The sequence below is a fragment of the Paenibacillus sp. FSL W8-0919 genome (assembly GCF_038003785.1).
Taxonomy (GTDB): Bacteria; Bacillota; Bacilli; order Paenibacillales; family Paenibacillaceae; genus Paenibacillus_AQ; species Paenibacillus_AQ lactis.
Genome location: NZ_JBBOPV010000001.1, coordinates 4,111,667 through 4,134,519, shown reverse-complemented (window position 1 = coordinate 4,134,519; position 22,853 = coordinate 4,111,667). Strand labels below are relative to the sequence as shown.

Annotated in this window: 15 protein-coding genes; 1 reads left to right on the top strand and 14 read right to left on the bottom strand. The window is 52.8% G+C overall.

Translation table 11 applies throughout. The features are described from left to right. Positions 1 to 48 precede the first annotated feature (48 nt). The 9 genes from NST44_RS18785 to NST44_RS18745 all read right to left on the bottom strand — a co-directional run bounded on the left by NST44_RS18785 (position 49) and on the right by NST44_RS18745 (position 13,575). On the bottom strand, positions 49 to 2,262 hold the full coding sequence (locus tag NST44_RS18785; protein ID WP_007130174.1) for an ABC transporter ATP-binding protein: 2,214 nt from the start codon (positions 2,260 to 2,262) through the stop codon (positions 49 to 51). A 23-nt stretch (positions 2,263 to 2,285) separates the two neighbouring features. Next, positions 2,286 to 2,813: a DUF1854 domain-containing protein gene (locus NST44_RS18780; protein WP_007130175.1), complete on the bottom strand. Its 528-nt coding sequence runs from the start codon at positions 2,811 to 2,813 to the stop codon at positions 2,286 to 2,288. Next, positions 2,810 to 5,104 (bottom strand): ABC transporter ATP-binding protein, encoded by a 2,295-nt coding sequence (locus tag NST44_RS18775; protein ID WP_340900376.1) that lies wholly within the window; start codon positions 5,102 to 5,104, stop codon positions 2,810 to 2,812. Before NST44_RS18775 ends, NST44_RS18780 begins: the two co-directional genes overlap by 4 nt. A 69-nt stretch (positions 5,105 to 5,173) precedes the next feature. Further along, positions 5,174 to 5,944, bottom strand: a complete 771-nt coding sequence (locus NST44_RS18770; protein ID WP_340900374.1) for an alpha/beta hydrolase — start codon at positions 5,942 to 5,944, stop codon at positions 5,174 to 5,176. Positions 5,945 to 6,031: 87 nt separating this feature from the next. After that, positions 6,032 to 7,774 (bottom strand): SGNH/GDSL hydrolase family protein, encoded by a 1,743-nt coding sequence (locus tag NST44_RS18765; RefSeq protein WP_340900372.1) that lies wholly within the window; start codon positions 7,772 to 7,774, stop codon positions 6,032 to 6,034. A 47-nt stretch (positions 7,775 to 7,821) separates the two neighbouring features. Continuing rightward, the gene (locus NST44_RS18760) at positions 7,822 to 9,525 is read right to left on the bottom strand and encodes an RICIN domain-containing protein (protein WP_251534520.1); all 1,704 of its coding nucleotides are present in this window, start codon (positions 9,523 to 9,525) and stop codon (positions 7,822 to 7,824) included. A 36-nt stretch (positions 9,526 to 9,561) separates the two neighbouring features. Next, the gene (locus NST44_RS18755; protein WP_340900367.1) at positions 9,562 to 11,085 is read right to left on the bottom strand and encodes a glycoside hydrolase family 43 protein; all 1,524 of its coding nucleotides are present in this window, start codon (positions 11,083 to 11,085) and stop codon (positions 9,562 to 9,564) included. A 45-nt stretch (positions 11,086 to 11,130) separates the two neighbouring features. Beyond that, on the bottom strand, positions 11,131 to 12,171 hold the full coding sequence (locus tag NST44_RS18750) for an endo-1,4-beta-xylanase (RefSeq protein WP_340900366.1): 1,041 nt from the start codon (positions 12,169 to 12,171) through the stop codon (positions 11,131 to 11,133). A 99-nt stretch (positions 12,172 to 12,270) separates the two neighbouring features. Further along, positions 12,271 to 13,575 carry an endo-1,4-beta-xylanase gene (locus NST44_RS18745; RefSeq protein ID WP_007130182.1) on the bottom strand — a complete coding sequence of 435 codons (1,305 nt, stop codon included), beginning with the start codon at positions 13,573 to 13,575 and terminating at the stop codon, positions 12,271 to 12,273. 308 nt (positions 13,576 to 13,883) lie between these two features. Here NST44_RS18745 and NST44_RS18740 point away from each other — a divergent pair, with 308 nt between their 5' ends. Next, positions 13,884 to 14,657 (top strand): helix-turn-helix domain-containing protein, encoded by a 774-nt coding sequence (locus NST44_RS18740; protein WP_007130183.1) that lies wholly within the window; start codon positions 13,884 to 13,886, stop codon positions 14,655 to 14,657. Between the two features lie 110 nt (positions 14,658 to 14,767). Here the strand turns inward: NST44_RS18740 and NST44_RS18735 are convergent, their stop codons facing one another. The 5 genes from NST44_RS18735 to NST44_RS18715 all read right to left on the bottom strand — a co-directional run bounded on the left by NST44_RS18735 (position 14,768) and on the right by NST44_RS18715 (position 22,850). Then, positions 14,768 to 16,432: a glycoside hydrolase family 43 protein gene (locus tag NST44_RS18735; RefSeq protein ID WP_007130184.1), complete on the bottom strand. Its 1,665-nt coding sequence runs from the start codon at positions 16,430 to 16,432 to the stop codon at positions 14,768 to 14,770. A 171-nt stretch (positions 16,433 to 16,603) separates the two neighbouring features. Then, positions 16,604 to 18,226: a response regulator gene (locus NST44_RS18730; RefSeq protein WP_007130185.1), complete on the bottom strand. Its 1,623-nt coding sequence runs from the start codon at positions 18,224 to 18,226 to the stop codon at positions 16,604 to 16,606. After that, positions 18,219 to 19,970, bottom strand: a complete 1,752-nt coding sequence (locus NST44_RS18725; protein WP_210095194.1) for a sensor histidine kinase — start codon at positions 19,968 to 19,970, stop codon at positions 18,219 to 18,221. The genes NST44_RS18730 and NST44_RS18725 overlap by 8 nt, the downstream gene beginning before the upstream one ends. A gap of 85 nt (positions 19,971 to 20,055) precedes the next feature. Beyond that, positions 20,056 to 21,741 (bottom strand): extracellular solute-binding protein, encoded by a 1,686-nt coding sequence (locus NST44_RS18720; RefSeq protein ID WP_007130187.1) that lies wholly within the window; start codon positions 21,739 to 21,741, stop codon positions 20,056 to 20,058. 164 nt (positions 21,742 to 21,905) lie between these two features. Then, the gene (locus NST44_RS18715) at positions 21,906 to 22,850 is read right to left on the bottom strand and encodes a carbohydrate ABC transporter permease (protein ID WP_210095195.1); all 945 of its coding nucleotides are present in this window, start codon (positions 22,848 to 22,850) and stop codon (positions 21,906 to 21,908) included. Positions 22,851 to 22,853: the final 3 nt, after the last annotated feature.

Genomic DNA, 22,853 nt, shown 5'->3' with positions numbered 1-22,853 from the left:
ACCTGCACAAATTCATTGCAATGCACTGCAACCCTTGTGTTGGCGGCGTTATACCACCGCGGAAGGATCGCTCTTGCGGGACATGCCGCGCTGGGCGGAGATCAGATTGTAGTAAATTCCCTGCTTCTTCATCAATTCGCGATGCGTGCCGATTTCGGCGATCCGCCCCTTGTCAAGGACGATAAGCCGGTCGGCATTTCGCAGCGTAGAGAGACGATGCGCGATAGCGATCGTCGTGCGATTCTTCGTCACCCGTCTCAGTGCCTCCTGAATGGACTCTTCCGTCTCGATATCAAGCGAAGCCGTCGCCTCGTCCAGAATGAGGATTCGCGGATCGTTCAGCACGGCCCTCGCGATGGCGATCCGCTGACGCTCGCCTCCCGACAGATTGTTCCCGTTCTCTTCCAGCCTCGTGTCGTAACCGTCAGGCAAGCTGATGATAAAATCGTGCGCGTTGGCGATTTTGGCCGCCTCGATAACCTCTTCCGGCTTCGCGCCCGGCTTCGAGTACTGAATATTCTCCGCGATCGTCCCGCTGAACAGGAACGTCTCCTGCAGCACGACGCCGATTTGCGAGCGCAAATCCTCCTGCCGGATCTTCCGGATATCGATGCCGTCAATCCGAATCTCCCCTTCGTTTACATCATAGAAACGGGAAATCAGATTGATCGTCGTCGATTTGCCCGATCCGGAATGGCCGACGAGTCCGATCATCTCCCCCGGCTTCACGGTGAGGTTGATCTCCTTCAGAACAGGCTCATACGATCGATATCCAAAAAAAACGTCGCGGAACTCGATCAAGCCCCGAATCCGGTGGCCCACCGCGTTGTTTGCATCCATGACTTCCGGCTGCTCGTCGATTACCGAGAATACGCGATGCATCGAAATGACCGCATTCGCGATCCAGCGCGGCATGAACATCAGCCAGGAAATCGGCCCGAAAATCATGGCGGCATAAGCGCTGAACTGGATCAGCTCGCCTACGTTCATCTCCCGGCCGATAATCATGTAGCAGCCGATCAGAAGTACGAGATATTGGCCGATCTGAATCAAATAATTCGAGATCGGCGATAAAATGCTGTACAACTTCTCGCTTTTCAACGCAGCAGCAGCGAATTCGCCGTTATATGTCCGGAATCTGCGAATCTCCCGCTCTTCCTGGCCGAAAGCCTTCACGACCCGAATGCCGCTGAGGACATCGTGAAGAAACGAGTTTGCCTTGTCGGAGATGCGCCACTGCTTGTGAAACAGCCTGTTTAGGACATGCCTCCAAATATAGTAGTGCAAATAACCAACGAATGGAGCCGGAAGCAGCACGATCAGCGCCAGCCGCCAATCGGCCGAAAAAAGCAGCGTCGCTGAAGCGATCAGGATGAGCAGTTGGTGGATGGCCGTCGTGCACATTTCCTGAATCAAGTGGCGGATGCGGTCCGTATCGGCCGTCACTCTGTTCATCAGGTCTCCCGCTCGCTGGGACGTCAAAAATCCGAGCGACATGCTCTGAATCCGATCGAACACCGTTTTGCGCAAGTCGGCCGCAATGCCCGTACTGACGCTGGCCATGATCCGGTTTCTGGCAATGCCGAGCAGCTCCCCGAAAGCCATGGTGAACAGCATCCCAAGGAGTGCAAGCCAAAATACCCTTACGCTGGCCTCTTGTCCGGAAGGGGGGAGCAGCGCCGCGTTGACCAGCAGCTTCTGGAAGTAAGGCCCGGCCATCGCCAACGCCGAGGCAGCGATAAGGACACCTAGTCCAAGCATCAAGCTTCGCCAGTGTCTTTTGGATGTGAGAAGCAGTCGTTTGAATGCAGCTGCCTTGCTCATGCATCTGGGACACACCCGCGTACCCGGGACGAGCGCGCTTCCGCATGCCGCGCAAACCGGATCCCCTTCGTCACGATAAATCCGGACGGGGCGATTGGCGGCCATATCGTTCAGGATTTGAGCGATATAGCCGTACCTGGACGCATGCTGCATCGTCACCCTGACGATGATTCGTTTCGTCCCGTTCTCCGTGGCTTCAAGCACCGCATTGCCAACGAACGGCACCAGATGATAATCGCAGGCGTCCGCGATGTTCCCGTGATCCCGCACTTGGCCATCCCGCACATGCGCCCACCTGCCGCTGCCGATCGCCAGGTATCCCTCCACCCGCCGCCCATCCAGCGACAGGTCGGCAGGGACGCAATAGTCGATCTCCTCTCCGATGACTTGCCGTGCTGCCGCGAAATTCTGCTCCGAAAGCGTGAAGTTTAAATTCATCGATATTCCTCCGTTGCCGCCGTCTACAATCTCGTTTCGATCATGCGGTATTCCTTGTCGCTAAGCTGATCCACGTGCGGGATGACGAACCGGTTACCGTCGACGTCGATGATCAGCAGGCGGTTCTCCGCTGCAAACTTGACGCTGCCGCTGCCGTTCCGCACCGTGAACCGGCACCGTCCGGCAGTCGTTTCAACTTCCCAATAGGAATAGCCGAACTCCTCGCTTACGGCAATCACCTTGGTAATTTCCGGCGTAAAATAACGGATCTTCAGCTGCCTTTCAATGATAGAAGCCGTGCTTTGTGGAAAATCGTCAAGATAGCGGATCAAACCGATCTCCTTGTTGTCCGCCGTTCGAATCGACAAGAAAGAACGCTGGTTCGTATGCGGGAAGGAACAATGAACGTAAACCGGCGAGTGCACCTCGCCTTTGGTCCAGACGGACAGCAGATGGCCCGTCGTCTCCGCAAATTCCGAATTGCTCGGTGTCAAATATCGGATGCCCGCGGCATCCGCCAGTTCCATTCCCCGGTGCTCTTCAATCCTCATGCGATGATTTCCCCTTTCATTTTAAGCGCTTCATCATGTTTGCGAACAAGCTCCCGATAGATGCCCTCTCTCGCCATCAGCTGGTCATGCGTGCCCGCTTCAACGACGGCGCCCTTGTCCATCACGACCAGATAATCGGCTTGCCTTAGCGTGGACAGCCGGTGGGCGATCGCGATCGTCGTCCGTCCTTTGACGAGCGAATCGAGCGCCTCCTGGATTTGCAGCTCCGTCTCGGTATCAAGCGAAGCGGTTGCCTCGTCGAGAATGAGCACCTTCGGGTTGTGCAGCACGGCCCGCGCGATCGACAGCCGCTGCTTCTCCCCGCCGGACAAGCTGTAGCCGCCCGAGCCGATCTCCGTATCGTAGCCGTCCGGCAGCTTTTGAATAAAATCGTGCGCGTTCGCGATTTTGGCCGCATGCAGAATGTCCTCCATCTGGCAATCGGGATCGGCGTACGCGATATTTTCTGCGATGGTGCCAGTAAATACATAGATATCCTGAGAGACGATGCCGATATGACGACGCAGTGAAGCAACCGAAAGCTCCTTGACATTGACGCCGTCGATCCGGATCTCTCCCGCGGTTACGTCGTACAATCGTGACACGAGATTGACCAGCGTCGACTTCCCAGCCCCTGAATGGCCGACGACGCCGATCATTTGCCCGGGTCTCGCGCGCAGGGACACCTGCTTCAAAATCGGTTTGTTCGGCTCATAGCCGAACGAAACGTTGTCGATCTCGATGTCGCCTTTCATTGTCACTAATGAAACGGCTCCGGGACGCTCTGCTACGCTAGGTACGGCGTCCTGGATCTCGAAGATACGCTGCGCAGCCGCCATGCAATTGGACCACCAGCCGATAATATTCATGAACTGAATCGGCCCGTACAGCATCATCATATAGTTGACGAACGTAAGCACTGAGCCAAAAGACATCCGGCCTTGCATCACGTACCAACCGCCGAACGCCCAGATCAATATTCCGCCCGCCTGCGTTAGAAAATTGAGAATCGGAAACACGGTTCCGCTCCATTTATTAAAGCGCTGCTCGGCTCCGGAGAATGCATCGTTTGCCTGCTGAAAGCGGCCGATCTCTACCTGTTCTTTACCGAATGCCTTGACGACTCGCGAGCCGCGAACCGAATCGCTGATGATCGAATTCAGAGCGCTTACCTTGCGGTGCCTCCGCCATGACAAGCGCCACAGCTTCGGGAACGCAGTCCGGACAAGCCAGAAGACCAGCGGCATTGGCAGCAGGCAGATCAGCGTAAGCCGCCAATCCATCCACAGGAGCACGGCAATGATGCCGATTATATTCATCGCATTCACGATGAAGTAGGAGAGCCCGTCGACGAAAAAATATTGCAATTCCTGTGCATCGTTGTTCACGCGAGTCATAAGTTGGCCGGTCTGCCTTCGCATAAAAAAATCGAGCGACAACCGCTGTAACGAGGTAAATACCGCCGCTTTCAAATCGAAGGCAACCTTTGCCGCCAGCTTTGCGATGATGGTGCCGAACAAGATGCCGAACAACAGCGACAGCGTTCGGAATGCGAGAATGATCACGATGACCAGACCGATCCGCCCCGCAAAAGCGCCATTGCCGGCAAGCGCCTGGTCAAACAGCACGGTGCCCTGGAAATAAGGAATGACGAGACCGGTCGCCGAGTTCAGCAGCATAAACAACACGATAAAAAAGATGGACAGCCTATACTTGCCCGCAAATGACAGCAAACGTGCGAATACCGCATGCCGCTTCATGCATTTCGGACAGAATGGCCTGCCTTCTTCGGGGTACATCAATCCGCATGTCGGGCATGAGGCCCCGTCCGATTTTCCGTCAATTTCGAAGGCTTCAAACGGCTCGTTGTTCTTCAATTTATCGAAGGCTTGCGCAAACCGGACGGCCTGATTCATATGACCGTTTGTGAATGCACCGATCACTCGCTCCTCCTTCTCCTTGGCAACGACCATGCCGGAAGCGACCAGATTAACGATGGTCAAGGCTTCGAGTCGTTCGAGGGGAATGCGTTCCCAAGCCCAATCGCCGGAACCCTCTTGCTCCGGCTTGCCGGCAGCTTTGCGCCGGCCGGCTGCATAACCCGAAAACGTCTTCTCCTTCGTAACGCCGCTGCCGCAAAAGATGTGGAGGTGTTTTCGGGACAATACGAGATAGCTTTCTGAAAAACCGCCGTCCGGCAGCCGGTCACACTCCATCCCGTGCAGGAGATCAGCAGCTTTTATACCGTTTTGGTCCAAAATGGACACAATGTCCTTCGGCAATAACGTCATGATTTTACCCTTTCGTTTTTGGCTGAAAGTAAAAAGCCCGGCCAAAATGGCGCAAGGCTTCCTTCAACATCAGTTATCTTTAAAAATGAGCTGGGAAAAATGATACAAATCGTTCTTCCATACGGGCCAATCGTGTCCACCGCTTTCCTCATACCAAACGTGAGGAACCCGATGCTCCGACAAATACGCGTGCGTCCGGTCGCTTATCTGCTTCAGATTGTCCTCGTTGCCGCATGACAGCCACAGCAATTTGAGCCGTGCCGACGTTTCTTCCGGATTCGGGACGAGCTGCTCCGGAGATTTCGTATTCGGAGCCGGGGAAAAAGCGCCAATCCATGCGAAGCGGTCAAGATGCTTCAAGCCGATATTCAGGGATTGCCCCCCGCCCATGGACAGCCCCGCAATCGCACGGTTTTCCCGGCCTGTCGATACCGAGTATCGCGACTCGATAAAGGGAATCAGATCGCTTAGCAGATCGATTTCGAACGTCTCGAACGCTTTTATTTTGTCAGGAGCAAACAGGTCCCCTTCCGCCCGATCATTCGGCATCGCACGGCCATTTGGAAACACGACGACCATGGGCGCGAGTTTCCCGTCCGCATATAGATTATCTAGAATCGTCTGCGGATCGCCATGACGGTGCCATTCCGATTCATCACCTCCGATGCCATGCAGCAAATAAAGAACGTTGTACACGTTGTCTTCCGCATATCCCGGAGGCGTGTAAATCATCGCCTTTCGATCATTGCCTACCGTTTCGGATGCATATTCCACCGTTTCGATTTTCCCCCTGGCGATCTCCCGCGGAACGTCGTATCCAGCCGGTGCCGTCTCCTTCATCTTCCTCTCCCCTTCATCTTTTTGATTGAGCGCCGCTTGATGTCCAATCAAGCTTACCCATGGAGCGTGAAGCTATCTAATGCAATTCTATGGGACGTAACCGAAGCCCAGGATCGTAAATCGCTTATCCTCGTGGCCTTCCGCCATCTGGATCTCTACTTCATGTTCTCCTGACTTCGACTCATTGTACAAAATCACGGCGCTGCAGTGCGTCCAATTGACTTCATGCGGATCGGCGGTCTTCTTCAGCTTCCCGTCTACCCATATCTTCGCGGTCCCGAATGCCCGGCTTCCCGAATCTTTATAAACAAGGATAAGACGCTTGCTCCGGATAGTCATCTTAAAGCTGTGCTCGCCGGAATCGGCCGTGTGCATCCAGTTGTGCGGAAATTGCGGCGTCCCGTATGCATGATCGTCCAGCTCCGCCATTTGCAGATCCGTGTCGGTGTCCGAAAAACCGCCAGGATCAATGCGGGCGATGCGATCGCCATTCCTGCGATCGAGCAGCTTCGTTAAAGCGAAGTCATTTCCGATCAGCGGAGGCTGTTCATCCGTCAGGTCCTCCTCGTCGAGGGAGGAACGATCGGTTACTTCGAATAACCAGTCCAAACAATCGGCCATCACCCGATGGCCAGCATTGGTTGGATGATAAATGTCGTAGAAAAACTGTCTTTTCGTAATCACGTTCCCTTGCTCCTTGGTCCATCGGAACTGCTCCGTGACCGCATCCTTCACGCTGACCATCGGAAGATTGTAATGCCAACCGACCGGGGCCAGACGGTCTTGAAGATTCCAGTCGTTCACGAATACGCTGAACAGCAAAATCACCGCGGGTTTGTGATCGGCGCAAAGAGCCTTGAGTACCAGGCTCTCGTAACAATTTCCTTTCGTTTCGTCGCCTGCGTCGTTGACGGCAAACTCAACGATCACGATATCCGGCCGTACCTCCCCTTCTCGAAGCACATCCCGATCATAGCGGACGATGCCGAGCTCAGACGGCGTACCGCCTACGCCAGCTTTGACAAGACGAATCGGGCTGTCGCCGGCGGGTGCAAACCTTCGCTTGAACAGGTCATAGGATTGGTATGCGTAGCATTGAGAATGGAGGGGGACAGCGCCGGCCCCTTGGGTAATGGAACCGCCGATGTAGGCGATGGTTACGGGCTCGCCCCGCTTCGCTTTTTCGATTGCCGCCTTTAATCGTTTGTTATGACCCGGGCTTATGAGCGATTTCTTAATCATGTCTTGATATGCTTGTGATTCCACATCGACCGGGGGGTCGACTGCAGCCTCGGGGATTTGGTAACCGTCACGAAGATAGAATACGATGCTGACCGTTGCCAACACGCCCTCTCGTTCAAACTCGAAGACGAATTTGCCTGGAACATCGTCATCCGGATATCGATCTTCGTCGTTATCCAGAACCAGGAGCGTTTCCGTGCCGTTCGCTGGACAGGTTATACTCTGCCGGGATCCCGTTTCGTATGGATTCGCATTTCCCCAATTCCAAAATGTGAACAGAACGCTCGATACGTCCCGTTCATGCGCATGAACGGATATTCCGATACTGTCCACCAGCCGGCGAAGACCCCTGCTGCTCTTTAGCAGCTCAAGAATGGCTTCATCCGTCACACCCCCGGTAAATCGGGCTTTATCGACGAGCTGACTCCCGTCCAGGTATATCTCTTGCGTGTACTTCCCATCGGGACGAGTCGTCGCTTCGATGATCGTCTCATACAGGATGTACAGTCCGCGGCGTTTGACTGCAGGATCCTGCGGCGCCACTGGACCTTCCGTTTCATTTCCCGCTGGCGTGAAATGGCCTGCCATCGTTCTTCATCCTCCTCACCTTGCCGCTCTCCACCTGTACGGCAGCGTCAATTTACGTTGATCAACTGCCATTGCTGATGCAAATCCCCTCGATAAGGATTCTGCTGGAGCTTCGCTCCGTCCGCGGACGAACCATCCGCCACTTCGACGGCTTTATTGCTGTTCGCGTTAAGGATGCTCCAGTATCCGTTGCTTAGCTTGATCAGACGGAATCGCTGTGCTTGATTCCCATAATCCTGCATGAGCTGTATTGCTTCCCCGTTGTTTGTGGAACCGTTTCTAACATCCATCACCTTGCCGTCGCTCGAACTGACGCTGCGAAGCCGGTATACATTGTTGTATGCTCCCATATCGTCCGCAACCCATCGCTGGGCCGTGGCGTTATTGTCCGGCCATTGCTGCAGCTGCAGCGAATTGCTGTTTTGTCCGCCCGGGACGTCGATCACCTTCCCTGAGGCACGGTTCACGATTTTATAGGTTTCTCCCGATAAAATACCGTTCCATATGCCGTTCCATGGATGAAGCTGCGCACGTTCGTAATACCATTCGAAGATGAAGCGGGCCATGCCGTCCCGTGCCGGATCGCCGTCGAAGAGCAGCCCTGCCGTCGGATCGGCAAACGTGCTTCTTGCCCCCGGCTGCAGAAGAAAACCGTTCATGTGGACTGCGATGCTGACGTTCCCGGCTGCCGTAAATATGGCCTTGGTGTTTTTGCCGAAGCCTTCATTCGAGCCGTTGAACAGCTCCCAGTACTCCGAGTCTCCCGGCAGCCGTTTGAACCAGGTCGTTTCCGTAATATTGATCGGATAGTTGTCCGCGCAGGGCTTAATGTTGGTATCCCATTGCTGCTGGAGTATCGAGCCGTTATCCTTTGCTCCGTAGCCCGGGTACCAATGCACGGCATATCCGATGTTGTTCAGCGGATCGGTTAGCGGACGCGTGGCGCATAACTGATAATATTGATCCCATCCAAGGCCGGCGGCCCATATCACGTTATCTGCCCCTTGACTGCGGATCGTGGAAATGATGGAATTTTGAAAATTGCGCAGCGAGTCCCAAAACGCCGGAAATTCGGGGTCGGACGGATGTCCTCCCCAGCGACCGTTCGCATAAGACAGCACCGGTTCATTGATGATCTCGAACATGACGTTGTCCGCGCTTTTGATCGCAGGCTGTGCCGCAAGATATCCCCAGATTTGATTAAATTTCTCGAGATTGGCTTGCGTCGTTGCCTGATTATCCTGGAGCGTGAAGTCGAGGCCTAGCGTAACGTAGATTCCCTTGGTCTTTGCATACTGGATATAAGGCACCACGACGTTCTGCGTAAAGGACTGGAGACCGGCAAAATTATACGTTCCGGCCGCCACGTCGCCCATGTCTTCACGGTCGATAAAGAGCCTGACCTGGTTCATATACCAGCCGTGACTGTTGCCGTACTTCGGAGAGGTATCGGAAAATGTGTCGGTAATATCCTTTAAATACGCCAAAATGGCAGCATGGCGATTCCCTCCGCTACGGTTCAGGTAGTAATCGCTTCCCTGATACGTCCAGTACGAGCCCCCGGGCTGGTGCCACCCGCTGAGGACAACGGGCTGCCCCTCGCTGTTTACCAGCTGGTTGCCGCTGACGCGAAGCTTGGACATCGGCATGCCCGACCATGCGTCGGCTGCGCCATTATGGAGGCCCAGCGTAGCTGGCAGCAGGAGCAGCGCGGCCAATAACAGCTTGAGCGTCCATCCTGTTCTTTTCATACATCGATCAACTCCTCTTCACTTCGGTTACGCGCTCTAACGCTCGGCTTTTTCGTAACGAAAATAATCGAAGTCGGCATGGCCGCCGGTATGCCTGGTCGCATAATAATAAAGCCCGATGCGATAACCCATAAAGTGATCCAAGGTATACCGCATGTTCAGCTCACCGCCGATCTGCATCCATTCGGCCCCATCGACAGAATAATGAAAGGAGGCCACATCTTTGCTGTTCTCAAAATCAAAATCAATTCTCAAATGCACTTCACTGCCGCGATACCGAATCGTTTCCAGCTCCTTCTCCCTGCCGCTCCCATCGTTCACGCTCATCGCAATGAACTTGTGGCCGTTCTCCGCGACCTTGACGCCGACGGTGCCGAAATGGCTTTGTAGGGCAACAAGCCCTGCATGATCGCCGGGCTTCATATGCTCCGTGTCCAATAAGACAGTCCCCGTGCATGCCGGCCCTTCCGTGCGCTGCGTCAGCGTATTCCGGGCCTGCAGCACGCCAGCCGGTGCCAGGCTTCCTGTTGTCAGCCTTAGGAAACCGGGACGTTCGGTCACGGACCATAACCGATGATCCGGGTTGTGGTTCCATTGCCAATTCAGAGCCAGCTTATTCGATTCGTATTCGAATTCATCGCTGATCACGAGCGGCTTCACAACGGCTTGCGGCAAGTCGACCTCAAACCGTTCCGGCACCTTGCCTTCGATGCCGAACACGGGCCAATCCTCCTCCCAGGCTACCGGGACCAGGCAAGGGATTCTCCCGACGGCATCATGATCCTGGAACAGCATCGCGTACCACTTGCCATCCGGCGTATCGAACATCCCGCCTTGGGCGATTCCCTTGTTATGGTAGCCGAGATCATCATCCAATACGATTCTTCGTTCATAAGGGCCGAGCAGTTCCCGTGACCGGTAACAGATTTGTCTGCGCCGGCCGTTGCCGAACCCTGCCTTCGGCCATTCAATGAACAGTAAATAATAGTAACCGTTGATTCGATAGGCATGGCAGCCTTCGCAGCGCAATCCGATGCCCTCCGTTTCCGTTTCAAAGAGCCGCTGATGAATTCCGTCCGACTTAAGGGCCGCTGCATCGGCAGTCAGCTCGGTAATGTAAATATCCCCGTTGCCGTAGATCACGAACACCCGGTCATCATCAAAAAGCAGGCCCGGATCATGCCGTAGTCCATCGATGACGGAACGCTGCCACGGCCCCTGAACGATATTATCTGTGCGGTACACGTAAAATTTCCTGGTATCGTTGCTGGAGAAGCAAACATAGAATGTCCCCCGGTGATGGCGCAGGCTTGCCGCCCAAGAGCCTTGCCCGTAGATATTCTTGCCGCCTTCCAAACGATGGGCCTCGTTGTCTTCGAACGTATCGTATACGTAACTAACGACTTCCCAATGCATCAGATCCTCGGACCTCATGATCGGGCAGCCCGGCATCGAATGCATGCTCGTACTGACCATATAATAGGCGTTCCCTACACGGATGGCATCCACATCCGGCACGTCCGCCCAAATGATCGGATTCGTGACCTGCGTCTTGTTCATCTGATGGATTCCCCTTTCAACCTATGGCGACAGCCGAAATACGACTTACGAACGTATCTCTTGGAATGTTCTTTCGGGATTGGCTTCCTTCAACAGGTTCCAATAGGATTCCTTCGGAAGATGGTTCTCGTCGAAGACGAACGGCCAATTTTTGCGGCCCCTTACCGGAAAATGATCCAGCCAGGTATAATCGTCCGCCGCTCCCCAGAAGGTCACGGAAGTGACGCTGCCGCTGTACTCTTTAAGCAGACGGAACAATTGACCGTAACGCTCCGCCTGGCGCTCAAGCATTTCTTCGGTCGGCGCCGCCAGATCGGTCCGCTTATCCTCATGCGCGAATACGGATACGTCAAGCTCCGTGATATGCAAGATCATGCCAAGGCTTGCATACCTTTCGATTGCCCTGCGGATATCGTCAAGCGATGGAAACTCCAAATTCCAATGGGCCTGAAGCCCGACGCCGTGAATCGGCACATCCTGCTCCTTTAACGATTTAAGGAGCGTGTAAATCTTCTCCCGCTTCTCGGGCACGGATTCGTTGTAATCGTTATAAAACAGCAGCGCTTGCGGGTCTGCTTCGTGCGCATATTCGAAAGCCTTGGCGATAAAATCCTCCCCGATCGACGCAAGCCACGGGGAGGAACGAAGCAGATCGCTTCCACTGTCGGCAATGGCTTCGTTTACGACATCCCAAGCATAGATATCTCCGCGATAACGGCCAACGACCTCATCGATGTGCGATTTCATCCGAGCGAGCAGCAGCTCGCGGCCGGCTGTCCCACCGGAACTGTCTTGAAACACCCATTCCGGCGTCTGATTATGCCATACGAGGGTATGTCCTCTCACCGACATTCCGTTCGATTTGGCAAACGATACGATCTGGTCGGCTTGCTCGAATGTATACACCTCTTCCGATGGGTGCAATCGCTCGAATTTCATTTCATTTTCTGCCGTAACGCTGTTGAAGTGGTGTGACAACAATTCCTTTTGGGTCACCATCGTAATTGGATTCACGGCAGCGCCGATCTTGAAACTATTGCCGTAAGCTTCATGGAGCTTGGGCAGCCTTTCCATGCTTCTTCTCATCACTCGGTCTCTCCTTATCAACGTTATTTCGTAAGCGACATAAAGCTATGGGCATTAAATCCATAAATGTTAGCCCGGCTATACGGAGACGTCCGTTTATCACTCCGTCCTAGCCGCCTTAACAACGGCCCAAAACGCCGGTTTGGGCTGATGCTGTCGGTCGAACAGCAAAGGCGCATTGGTACGTGCGACCGGAAAACCATGAAGCCAGGTATGGTCGTCGGCGATGCCCCAAAAAACGACGCCGCTGAGGATGTCCTTGTTTTGACGGAATGCTTTGAATAGCTCGCCATACCGATCGGCTTGCAGGTTCAGGATTTCTTGCGGGAGATCTTGGCCGTAATCACTGCGGTCATTCCACGCATAAATGCTCATATCGAGCTCGGTGACGAGATTGTCGAGGCCCAGCTCCGCGAATTTTCGCATCGAGGCGATGATGGAATCCACCGATGGACCATAAATGTCAATATGCGTCTGATGTCCAACCCCGTCGATCGGAACACCTTGCTCCAGCAAATCTTTCACCAGCTGAAACAAAAGGTCCCTTTTCACAGGGTTATCCGTGCCGTAATCGTTAATATATAGCTTTGCTTCGGGTCCTCCGGCTTCCCGAGCAGCTCGAAATGCCGTTGCGATGTAATCGGTACCTGCTATTTTATACCATTCGCTCGCGCGCATTCCGTCCGGATCCCCCGGTTCAATGACTTCATTCACTACGTCCCAAGACGTAATGTCGTCCTTATATCGGCCGACGATCGTCCTTACGTGGGTATCCAGGCGTTCAAGCAGCAATTTTTTGTTCGCTTCCTGTCGCTTGGGATCTGTCTCATCCACCATCGGCTTGCCTTCCGCATCTTGGAAAAACCATGGCCCGACTTGGGTATGCCAGACCAGCGTATGGAAACGGACCTGCATGTTGTTCTCCTTGGCAAATTCCACGATCCGGTCGGCATTTGTCCATATAAATTGGCCTTCCGACGGCTGGATCGCATCCGGCTTCATGACGTTCTCCGCCACCAGCCAGCGGACATGCTTCTTCAGCAATTCCGATGAAGGACCGCTCGTCTGGTTCGGTTCGATCGCGGCGCCGATCGGAAAATCCTCCTCAAAGAGTTCATGCAGCGAGGGAATATCTTGCGCTAAGGACTGTTGTGTCTTCGACTCAGTTGACGCAGTTTGATTAGTGCCGGCAGGGGGTTCGGCATTCGGTTTTCCGTTCGACGCATCGGAATCCCCTGTTAGCTCCGCTGCTCCTTCCCCCGGTTTTCCTGGGGCCTGACTTTCGGCGGGGGGCTTGTCACGGCTGCCCATTTGGGGCAGGATTAACAGGACAACGACGGACGCTGCTACCGCAGCTGCCACTGCCGTGGCCGCCCATCGGCCGCGTTTAGGCATTCGAAGCAAAGCATGACCTCCTTTCCACTTCGAGCAAGTGATAGGGCCCCCGCTATGGGACCCGGCCCGAATAAATCATAACTCCATATTAGCGCTTACATTTTATTGAAACAACCTGCCAAATTTGGGATCGTTCACCCGTCCAATCTCGGGTTGCCAATGTTTCTTCCGCGTACACAGGCCCCTTATATTTCTGTAAGAAGTAAATATCGGTTAGAAATATAAAAATCGGCACATTGCGATTCGGGTTTCCGTTCCCCATAATGTTATCAAACCGTATGAAAGCGTTATTACAACGAAGTTGGGGGGAAGCTTTTGTGCACGATGTTCTGTTTGTTGATCTGGAATCCCATGATGAAGCAACACCGGGAATCCGGCCGGATTGGAATGAGTTGAGATGCTCGCGGTTCCGCTGCGTCAGGTCCTCCTCGTCCGCCATGCAATTCATTGCTTTGGAGCCTTACACCTTGGTGATTATCCATGCGCTCGGTTCAGATTCCGAAGGTATGGAGTTATGCGCAAACATCCGGTCCGTAAGCCAGGTTCCCATCATTGTTACCGGAGGCAGCACGGATTTTTATTGGACCCGGAAAGCCTTGCAGCTGCAAGTTCATGATTATCTGCCTGCACCGTTCACGGTCGAAGAGCTCAACACTTGCTTGCGGATGATCTCGCCGGCAACCCATTCCGGTGACGGGCATCCGGATAATAGATTGTCCCATGTCCATGCGGAAAAGGAGGATCAGGTCATTCAAGAGGTCAAGGAATACTTGAAGGATTCGATGTACCAAAACATCACCTTAAAAGAAATTGCCGAGCGGATGCATTTCAACTATTCCTACTTGGTGCAGAAGTTCAAGTTCCACGAGAAAATGACGTTTAACGAATATCTGCTGCAGCAGCGAATGGAGAAAGCGAAATTCTTGCTGACGCATACCGACATGAAGATATACGAAATCGCTGACGCGGTGGGTTACAACGATATGGACTGGTTCTATAAAAAATTCAAGACTTATGCTGGCGTAAGCGCTAACATGTATAGAAAATTGCATGGATCCCGTACGGTTCCCGTTGCCTCTGGCCAGCACTAACTTGTACGTACATTTTTACCTGATGCACCTAAAAAGGCGCTGCTTGATACGCGAGCGCCTTTTTAGCTTGCCATCGTCACATTATGAATGGACGGGCTGTATATATGCCGTCACAACTCGAATTGCCATGCTTCAAAATCAAATAACTTCTGATCCTGCTTTCCGGTAAATACGAAGTAAAGATGATGGATGCCGGATGCGCCTGAAACTTCAATGGATATTTCCTGACGCTGCTTCACACCGGATGCTGGCGGTACGTTCACTGTGCCGATCCGTTCTCCTTCCGGATGATCCAGCCGAAGCTCCAGGCTTCCTCCTCCTTCCACTCCCGAGACCCAAGCCGTGAACGCGGATGCTCCTTTTCCGAAATCAACATTGGCCACTGCGATCCAATCCCGGTCGTGGATGTCCGTGACCGTCAATATCGGGCTGTCCTGCGAGTCTTCAGCAGCAGTAGACGGATTGACTTGAATTCCGGCATTCCATGCCATCGTTACTGCCTCCGTTCGCTGGAAGGGATTGTGCGGCTGGACCCCCTTCACGCCTTCCATGTCAGCGTCTATCTCCCGGATGCTACCGTCCGTCTCGAAATAAACGCGGTTCAGATGGGTTGAGCGATAGCCTTTCGGAACTCCCATGGATTTTGACAACGTTTGGGCGTGATAGGCAATATACCAGTTCTGTTGGAACTGAAAGATGGCGTGATGATTATTCCCTCCGACCCCGAAGAAATGCCCGGGATTTTTCAAAATGGTCCCTTGATACGTCCATGGGCCCATCGGATGCTCACTGACCATATAGGCGATTTCGCCGGGAGGCGGACTGTTCTCCGGCCGCGTTCCTTCCGAGAAATTGGAGCAGTACGTATAGTAATACTTTCCGTCAAATTTGTTAATCCCTGAATCCTCGAACATATAAGGAGCCGGAATCGTGACGGCTTCGCCAAGCACGCTGATCATATCGTCGCCAAGCTGCATGACGCGAGCCGTATTCGGCATTTCGGCTTCGCCTTCCGGAATGCCGCCGCCAAAGTAGATATAAGCTTTCCCGTCGTCGTCAACGAGCACGGCGGGATCAAACAGCCACGTGACACCTTCCACGCCCGGCGTGTTTCTTGTGATCAGCGGCTTTCCGATCGGATCCGTCCACGGGCCAACAGGGCTGTCGCTCGTCAGAACTCCGATGCCGCTGGCATTGTTGGCAAAATACAAGAAGAAGCGGTCCTCGCCGTCAATCACCTTGTGCGCGGCTGCTGGCGCCCACGACTGCGTTGCCCATGTGGCAGCGCCGGTAGGTCCTGCGACCTGGATTGCTCCGTGATCGGTCCAGTTGACCAGGTCCGAGGAAGAGATGACGGACAGCTTGTTGATCGTGCTGTAGCTGTTGTCCTTGACATCCCCGTCACCGTCATACTCCAATGCGTCGTACGTGTTATATAAATAAACACGTCCGTCAACTGCCAGCGCATAGGGATCCGCGCCGAATTTATGGGAGACGACCGGATTCCCGTTCGGCGGAATCTTACCGATTGCGGCCGCAGCCTCCCCGCGGGTACTGTCCGCATCCCGGCTCGCAACATTGCCGCTGCTTACCTGGTCCCTCATTTCAATTCCTGTTTTGCCGGCTTTCATTTCATCACTCATCTTGTCACTCAGCTCCTGGTTAAACATTTTTGGATCGTCTTGGCCACGACTCGCTAGGTTTGCAAAAACAACGATTATGCAAACGAAAGCAAATACGGTAGATATGACCAGTAACGGCTTTCCGGGCTTCATCCCTGAACACGCCCTCCTTCATCGTTACTTGGTGACCTGTCATTCCGATCTGGTCAGTCCCAATGCGGGTCGACATGAACGGAATTGTTCGTAAAAAGTGTACCTTTGGGTAAGCAAGACAACAACCGGACATTCCATCTGAAAACACCGGGCAAATGATAGGTCGCCTGCTTATTTTACAAGATGGTCCCTGTACTCCTGCGGCGTTAAACCCGTCGCCTTTTTGAAGAAGCGGGTGAAGGAATGGGCGGCATCGTATCCGACTAGAGGCGCCACGTCCCTTACCTTCAAATCCCCTTCCTTAAGCAGCTCCTTTGCTCTCCGTATTCGGCACTTTTCGATATATTCCGAGAGATTGATTCCCCGTTCCTGCTTGAACAAACGCGAGAGATAGGAGGGATTAAAAAAATAGCGTTCGGCTAGATGCACAAGGGTGATGTCCTTATCCAGATGCTCCTCGATATACTGGCATACCCGATCAATGACATGCGCCGTTTTGCCTCGTTCATCCATGCGCTTGAAATCGAATATATCTTCGGCCGTTCGCCTCAAATAACGAAAAGCTTCCTTCATGGAATCATGACCTTCCAAGTCCAGCAGCTTCCCCCGTTCACCGGTGGGGTCTTGAAGCCCAAGCCGGGTCAGCTTCGCATACAGCACGAGAGCGATAGAATAATAGGCTTGTGCAGCATGCTGATGATGATCGTCTCCGTTCAGCACGAATTCCGACAATTGCTCCAATTCACTCATGAATTCGCTCTCCCTTCCGGCCTCCAAATGGGCTTCCAAGACGCCTGCCTTATGGCTCGTCTCCACTCCTTCCTTGCAGTGAGACGCCTGGGAAGAGTCGACTTGATCCTTCAGGATCATCGGAATGCCATCGCCCATCTTTAACTGCTGGAGTCTCCGCAGCCTTTCATATTGAGGGGTTACATCCTCCCACCGGCAGGGGAAGCCGCTTATGGTGAACGATACGGCAAGTCCCAGAGAATCCAGGCAGGCTTCCTGGATCAGTTCAAGCGTCCCTTCCAAATAAAGAACAAGACGATCACCGGATGGATTCTCGGACCGCGGCTGAAGCATCCATAATAAATCCCCATGTTTGTCCAGGACTCCGATGCTTCGGACATGCTCATCCATAAAAGAATTCCAAATCAGCCTTACCGAGCGATGGCTGTTTTTCTTTTCTGCATACGCTTTGCCTGCTGAATATGCTACGCGGCCAAGAGCCAGCAGCACAGGGAGTTTCGGATCCAATCCGATGTTCAAGGTCCGGAAATCGCTCAGCATGGCTTCCTTGTCCTGTCCAAGCAGGCTGCTGTCCGCGACGAATTGCCGGAAGTATTCTCCCTGCTCCATCCATTCCAGCGCTTCGATCTGCACGCGGGACTGCATGAGCCATTCATTCATGCGATTGCCGCTCTCGATTTCATGAATGACTTCCTTCACGACCTCCATGACCTTATCGAAGCCTTCCGTCTTCAACAAATAGCGGACATTGGGCATCTGAATCGCTTGATAGGCGTAATCGAAATCGCTGTAACCGGTCAGAAAGATAATTCTGCACCTTGGCCAGAGAGCCCGGATGCTCTCCGTCAATTCCAATCCGCTCATGCCCGGCATGCGTATGTCCGTCAGGACGATGTCGATTCTTGTTCGCGACATCCAATTCAGTGCTTCCTTGCCGGAGTATGCCCGGCAAACGTCAAGCTTCTCGGGCATCCACTGATGAAATACTTCGTACAAACTGTTCGTAATAATCTCTTCATCGTCGACGACCAGCAGTCTATACATGTTCATTCCCCTCCGTCAGCCTGATTCGAATTTGGACCCGCAGTCCATTCAATGGACTCCTTGAAAGGACCAATCCGCTGCTTTCCCCGTACGTCAGGGCAATTCGCCGATGGATGTTGATAAGCCCCGTCACTTCAGGGGATTCGGCGGATTCGGCTGTGCGTTCAAGCCGCTTATTTAGCATTTCAATATCGTTATCCGTCAGCCCGTTCCCGTTCTCTTCAATCACGATGGAAGCTTCTTGGTCATCCAGATGAAACGACACACGCAGCAAGCCCTCATCCTGCATCTTTTCGAGGCTGTGCTCATAGGCATTTTCGATAATGGGCTGAATGATCAATCGCGGCACCTTGATGGCCTCCATTTCCTTCGGCAGCTCGCCGAATTCTACGCGAATGCGCCTTGAAAATCTGAGCTTTTGAATCTCGGTATAAATGCGGGAATGTCTCGTTTCTTCCAGCAATGGAACGTTGTCCGCATCATTGCGGGTAATGAATCGAAAGTATTCTCCCAGCATGTTCGTGAACAACTCGATTTGCGTGACATCCCCCGTTTTGGCCAGGGAGCTCAGGATGAAGAAGCTATTATATAAAAAGTGGGGATTGATCTGGGATTGGAGCTGTTTCAGCTCTGCCCTTTGCATCATGAGCTTGTGCCTGAAATCCTGGTCAATCAGATGCTGCAGCTTGATGAGCATCTGATTAAATCGATCGTACAAATAGCCGAACTCGTCCCTTTGTCCGTGCTTGATCCGGATATTAAACATGCCATCCTCCATTTTTCTGAAGCTCTGGACAAGCAGAAGCAGCGGTTTATGAACCAATTTGTACGTCGAAACTGCGTAGATGGCAATCGCCAAGAGGGTCGTGCCTGCAAACAGCCATGCCCAGACATAAAATTTACTTAACGGCCGTTTCACCGCCTCAGTGGGCAAGTACGTGAACACGGATAGGTCCAGCTTGTCGGAATACGCCTTGTCGATCAAATACCTGCCTGTGCCGATGTTCAGAATTTGACGATTCGCATGTTGGATGGCCTGCACGGCCTCTTTCATGAATCGATCCGCCTCCTCATGGCTGGCCAGGGCAAAGCCGGACGGCTCGGAGACGATAAAAGCCCCGCTTTCCGGATATACGCTGATTTGCATCAGGGATTCCCTGAGTTTGCTCGCATCCAGTTCGATCTGAACGATCAGAAGCGGCTCTTCCCCTTTTCGAGCTCCGTATTTGGCCGCCACAAGATGGAAAGTATCGTCGATCTGCAAGAGTCTTTGATTGCCGTTCGCCTCTCCTGCAAACACATGGTTATACCGTCTCGAGTCGAATGCATTCATCGCGGTCATGGCCGAAATCGTTTTATCGATGCTGCGGATATGAATGAATACGTCTTTTATGTAGACACTGCTGTTTTTGATGGAGACCAGCCGCGGCAGCAAATAATGCAGGCTTGCTTTTCTTTCGACCGTGCTCATCATATCCCATGTCAGCACCATTTTGTTCAGTTCCTCATCCTGCAAAATATCGTATTGCTGGATTTCCAGCCATTCGATTTCCCGGTTCAACCCGTCCAGGTAAGCCGAAAGCTGCGCCTGCGAATTTTTGGATACTTCCTGGCTAGCGTATTGGTAACTCCAGTTATACAGATAAACACCGAGAATGATAAGCGGAAGAATGACGAAGAGATAGGTAGCGACCAGTCGAATAAAAATGGTATTACGAATGGAATTCACGGGTAACTTAAGCAATTAAACTCCTCCGATGTGTGTGAAAATGCGTGTAAATCGGCCGCCTGCCGGCCTTTAAAGCCAACCGTGCGGGTGCGGCACATTTTTATGGACGGCTTTTTTTGTCCTCATGCCACTGATTCACTTCAGCCGTAATGTCAGCACCGCCAAGCCGATACCATTCCTCCACGAACCGGTCGAATTGTTCTATGGATTCGCCGAGTATGATGTTGGCAAAATAATCATGCTGAAGATTGTCCAGAATCGTTTGTTTTTCAATCATCGTTTCAGTCGGCGCGCCGGCAAAAGCATCGAACAACAACTGATGGTTATCCTCGTATTGGTCGAGAATACTCATCGCACCGGAAGGCCCGTAGATCTTCTCCCAACCCCAGCCGGATTCGCCGTCTTCTTTCTTATCCAAATATCGATCGATTCGCCCTTGTATGAATCCGGGCTCGCCCTGTAACTGAGACGTCGTGCCCTGACGACGCGCTTCGGTGATTTGCCGGTACGCCTTGAGGTTTTTATCCGCCGGGAAAGGAGTCACGGGAGACAGTCCCCACACGGGCATGACATTGTTGTAGTAAGTCTCGTACTCTGCCGTTTTGCCCCAGTTTTTTTCAAGATGCAGATTGAACATTTTGAGAATCGCTTCCGGGTAAGCAAAATCCTTTCTTACGGCGTAAAAAGAACTTGTGGTAAATTTAAGCGGAACCTTTGGCGCTATGCCCGAGTCAGTAACAATGGGAAAAGCTTGCCACTCAGCATCCGGATCGCCGCCTCGGCTGGACTGAAGCAAGAATGCTCCCCATTGCTCGCCATAGACCATGCCGATCTTCCCATCGGCAACAAGCTGTTTGGCTTTGCTTCCGTTTTTAAAAATGAATTCACTGTCGATTTCATGATGGCGATACATATCCTGAAGCACCTTGAGCGCCTGTTTCACTTCAGGCTGAATGCCTCCATATACGAGCTTGCCGCTCTCATCTTCAAGCCATATGTTCGGGTAAGCTCCATAACCGGCCATGAATCCGGTTAAGCCCATGACGGGGTCCCACAAATATTGGGTAGCCGCTATTCCATAGGTGTCTTGTAGGCCATTTCCGTCGGGGTCCCCTTCTGTAAACGCTTTCGAAATTGCCAGGACGTCATCCATCGTTTTCGGTGGCAACAGCTCCAATCGGTCCAGCCAATCCGTTCGAATCCACAGAAACATCGCCTTTTCAATGGAGGAATCGGTCTCCGGGATGCCCATCAGCTTGCCGTCGATCATGCCGGATTCCAAGGTACCGCTCCCTTCTTGGCGGTGAACTTGCTGTGTCAACGGTGAAGCATATTCCTTGTAAACCTGCGTCAGATCCTGAATCAGTCCGGCGTGGCTCAGCTGCCTGAGCTGCTGGGCATTGACCTTGACGATATCCGGAATGTCCCCTGAAGCCAGCATAATATCCAGCTTTTTGTGGTATTGTTCGCTTCTCACAGCCCATTTGTATTTGATTTGAATGCCCAGAACTTGTTCGTACAACTGACTCCAGCGATTGTCCTCCAGCGTTTCATCAGGCAATGCCTTCAGAATATCTTCCAAGCCGTCGCCGATTTCTCTCACAAAAGTGACTTCGATCGGCGGATGATAAGCGCGTAATGACTTATCGCTGTATACGCCCTCCCCGCGTGTTTCCGGCCCTCGATTGTGGTCGATACCGCTGCTTTGGTGACATGACGCCAGTGTTGAACCAAACAGTAAAGCGCTTAGCATGACTTTGGAGAAGTTCTTTACGATGATCAGCAACAGAAAACACCCTTTCCTATCGATTAATTGTATTATTATACTTTAAAGGCCCCGGCCCACAATAAACATTTTTTTACTTCCTATCCCGTTATTTACGTGTTGCTCGTATGCAAACAAAAACCGCCAACCCCTAGATTCGGGGTGGCGGTCTTCAACTTGAAATGTTAACCTACGATACCCGTACGCTCGATACTTTCCACGAAATATCGCTGAACGAACAAATAGATGACGATCAAGGGAAGGATCGCCAGCAAAATGCCGGTATCCTGCACCATGCTCAAATAAAATGGGTCCGCCTTCGACGGATCGCTGCCCAGCATAATGGACAGGTTGTACGGCAGCGATGACAGCTGGGTGGACATGACTTTGCTTGAAGTCAGATACGTCGTCGTGTAGAAGCTGTCGTTCCACTGCCAGACGAAGGAGAACAACGTCGTGGTAATGATGGCAGGAATCGCGTTCGGCATCATGATGCGGGTAAAGGTGGTTCCGACGCCCGCGCCGTCAATATAAGCCGCCTCCTCCACTTCCTTCGGAATGCCGCGGAAGAATTGCCGGAAAATAAAAATGTACAAACCGGCTTTAAGCGAATTGGCGGTCAGCGAAGTCAAAATGAACGGCCAATAACTGTTCAACAGATTGACGGACTTGCCGGTGAGGAGCGGAATCAGGCCCATCAGCGTAAAATCCTTCAGATTCAAATAAATCGGGATGAGAATCGTGGTAGGAGGCACGAGAATCGTCAGGACGACACAGGCGAACAAAAGCTGGCTGCCTTTGAACTTCAAACGGGCAAAGCCGTAACCCGCCAGCGCGCAAGAAGCGGCCGTCAAGACCGTCGTCGTCGCCGACAGCGCAAACGTGTTGAACAGCGTTTCCCAGTAATCCATGATGCGGATCGCATCAAGGAAATTGCTCATTGTGAAATTTTCCGGAATCCATACGACGACCGGTGAATAAAGATCGGCCTTGTCTTTGATGGCCGTCGAGATTTTTTGCAGAATCGGATACAGAATGACAAAGGACAGGCCAGCGATCAATGTTAAACGTATGAAAGACCAGAGCCATCGTTTCCAGCTTTCGAGCGATAGCCACCGAGAAACCGACATTGC

What these genes read in the sequence shown, in the direction of transcription:
- NST44_RS18785 (WP_007130174.1), bottom strand. Translation starts at nt 2,262, where the DNA reads ATGAATTTAAACTTCACGCTTTCGGAGCAGAATTTCGCGGCAGCACGG.
- NST44_RS18780 (WP_007130175.1), bottom strand. Translation starts at nt 2,813, where the DNA reads ATGAGGATTGAAGAGCACCGGGGAATGGAACTGGCGGATGCCGCGGGC.
- NST44_RS18775 (WP_340900376.1), bottom strand. Translation starts at nt 5,104, where the DNA reads ATGACGTTATTGCCGAAGGACATTGTGTCCATTTTGGACCAAAACGGT.
- NST44_RS18770 (WP_340900374.1), bottom strand. Translation starts at nt 5,944, where the DNA reads ATGAAGGAGACGGCACCGGCTGGATACGACGTTCCGCGGGAGATCGCC.
- NST44_RS18765 (WP_340900372.1), bottom strand. Translation starts at nt 7,774, where the DNA reads ATGGCAGGCCATTTCACGCCAGCGGGAAATGAAACGGAAGGTCCAGTG.
- NST44_RS18760 (WP_251534520.1), bottom strand. Translation starts at nt 9,525, where the DNA reads ATGAAAAGAACAGGATGGACGCTCAAGCTGTTATTGGCCGCGCTGCTC.
- NST44_RS18755 (WP_340900367.1), bottom strand. Translation starts at nt 11,085, where the DNA reads ATGAACAAGACGCAGGTCACGAATCCGATCATTTGGGCGGACGTGCCG.
- NST44_RS18750 (WP_340900366.1), bottom strand. Translation starts at nt 12,171, where the DNA reads ATGAGAAGAAGCATGGAAAGGCTGCCCAAGCTCCATGAAGCTTACGGC.
- NST44_RS18735 (WP_007130184.1), bottom strand. Translation starts at nt 16,432, where the DNA reads ATGAAGCCCGGAAAGCCGTTACTGGTCATATCTACCGTATTTGCTTTC.
- NST44_RS18730 (WP_007130185.1), bottom strand. Translation starts at nt 18,226, where the DNA reads ATGTATAGACTGCTGGTCGTCGACGATGAAGAGATTATTACGAACAGT.
- NST44_RS18715 (WP_210095195.1), bottom strand. Translation starts at nt 22,850, where the DNA reads ATGTCGGTTTCTCGGTGGCTATCGCTCGAAAGCTGGAAACGATGGCTC.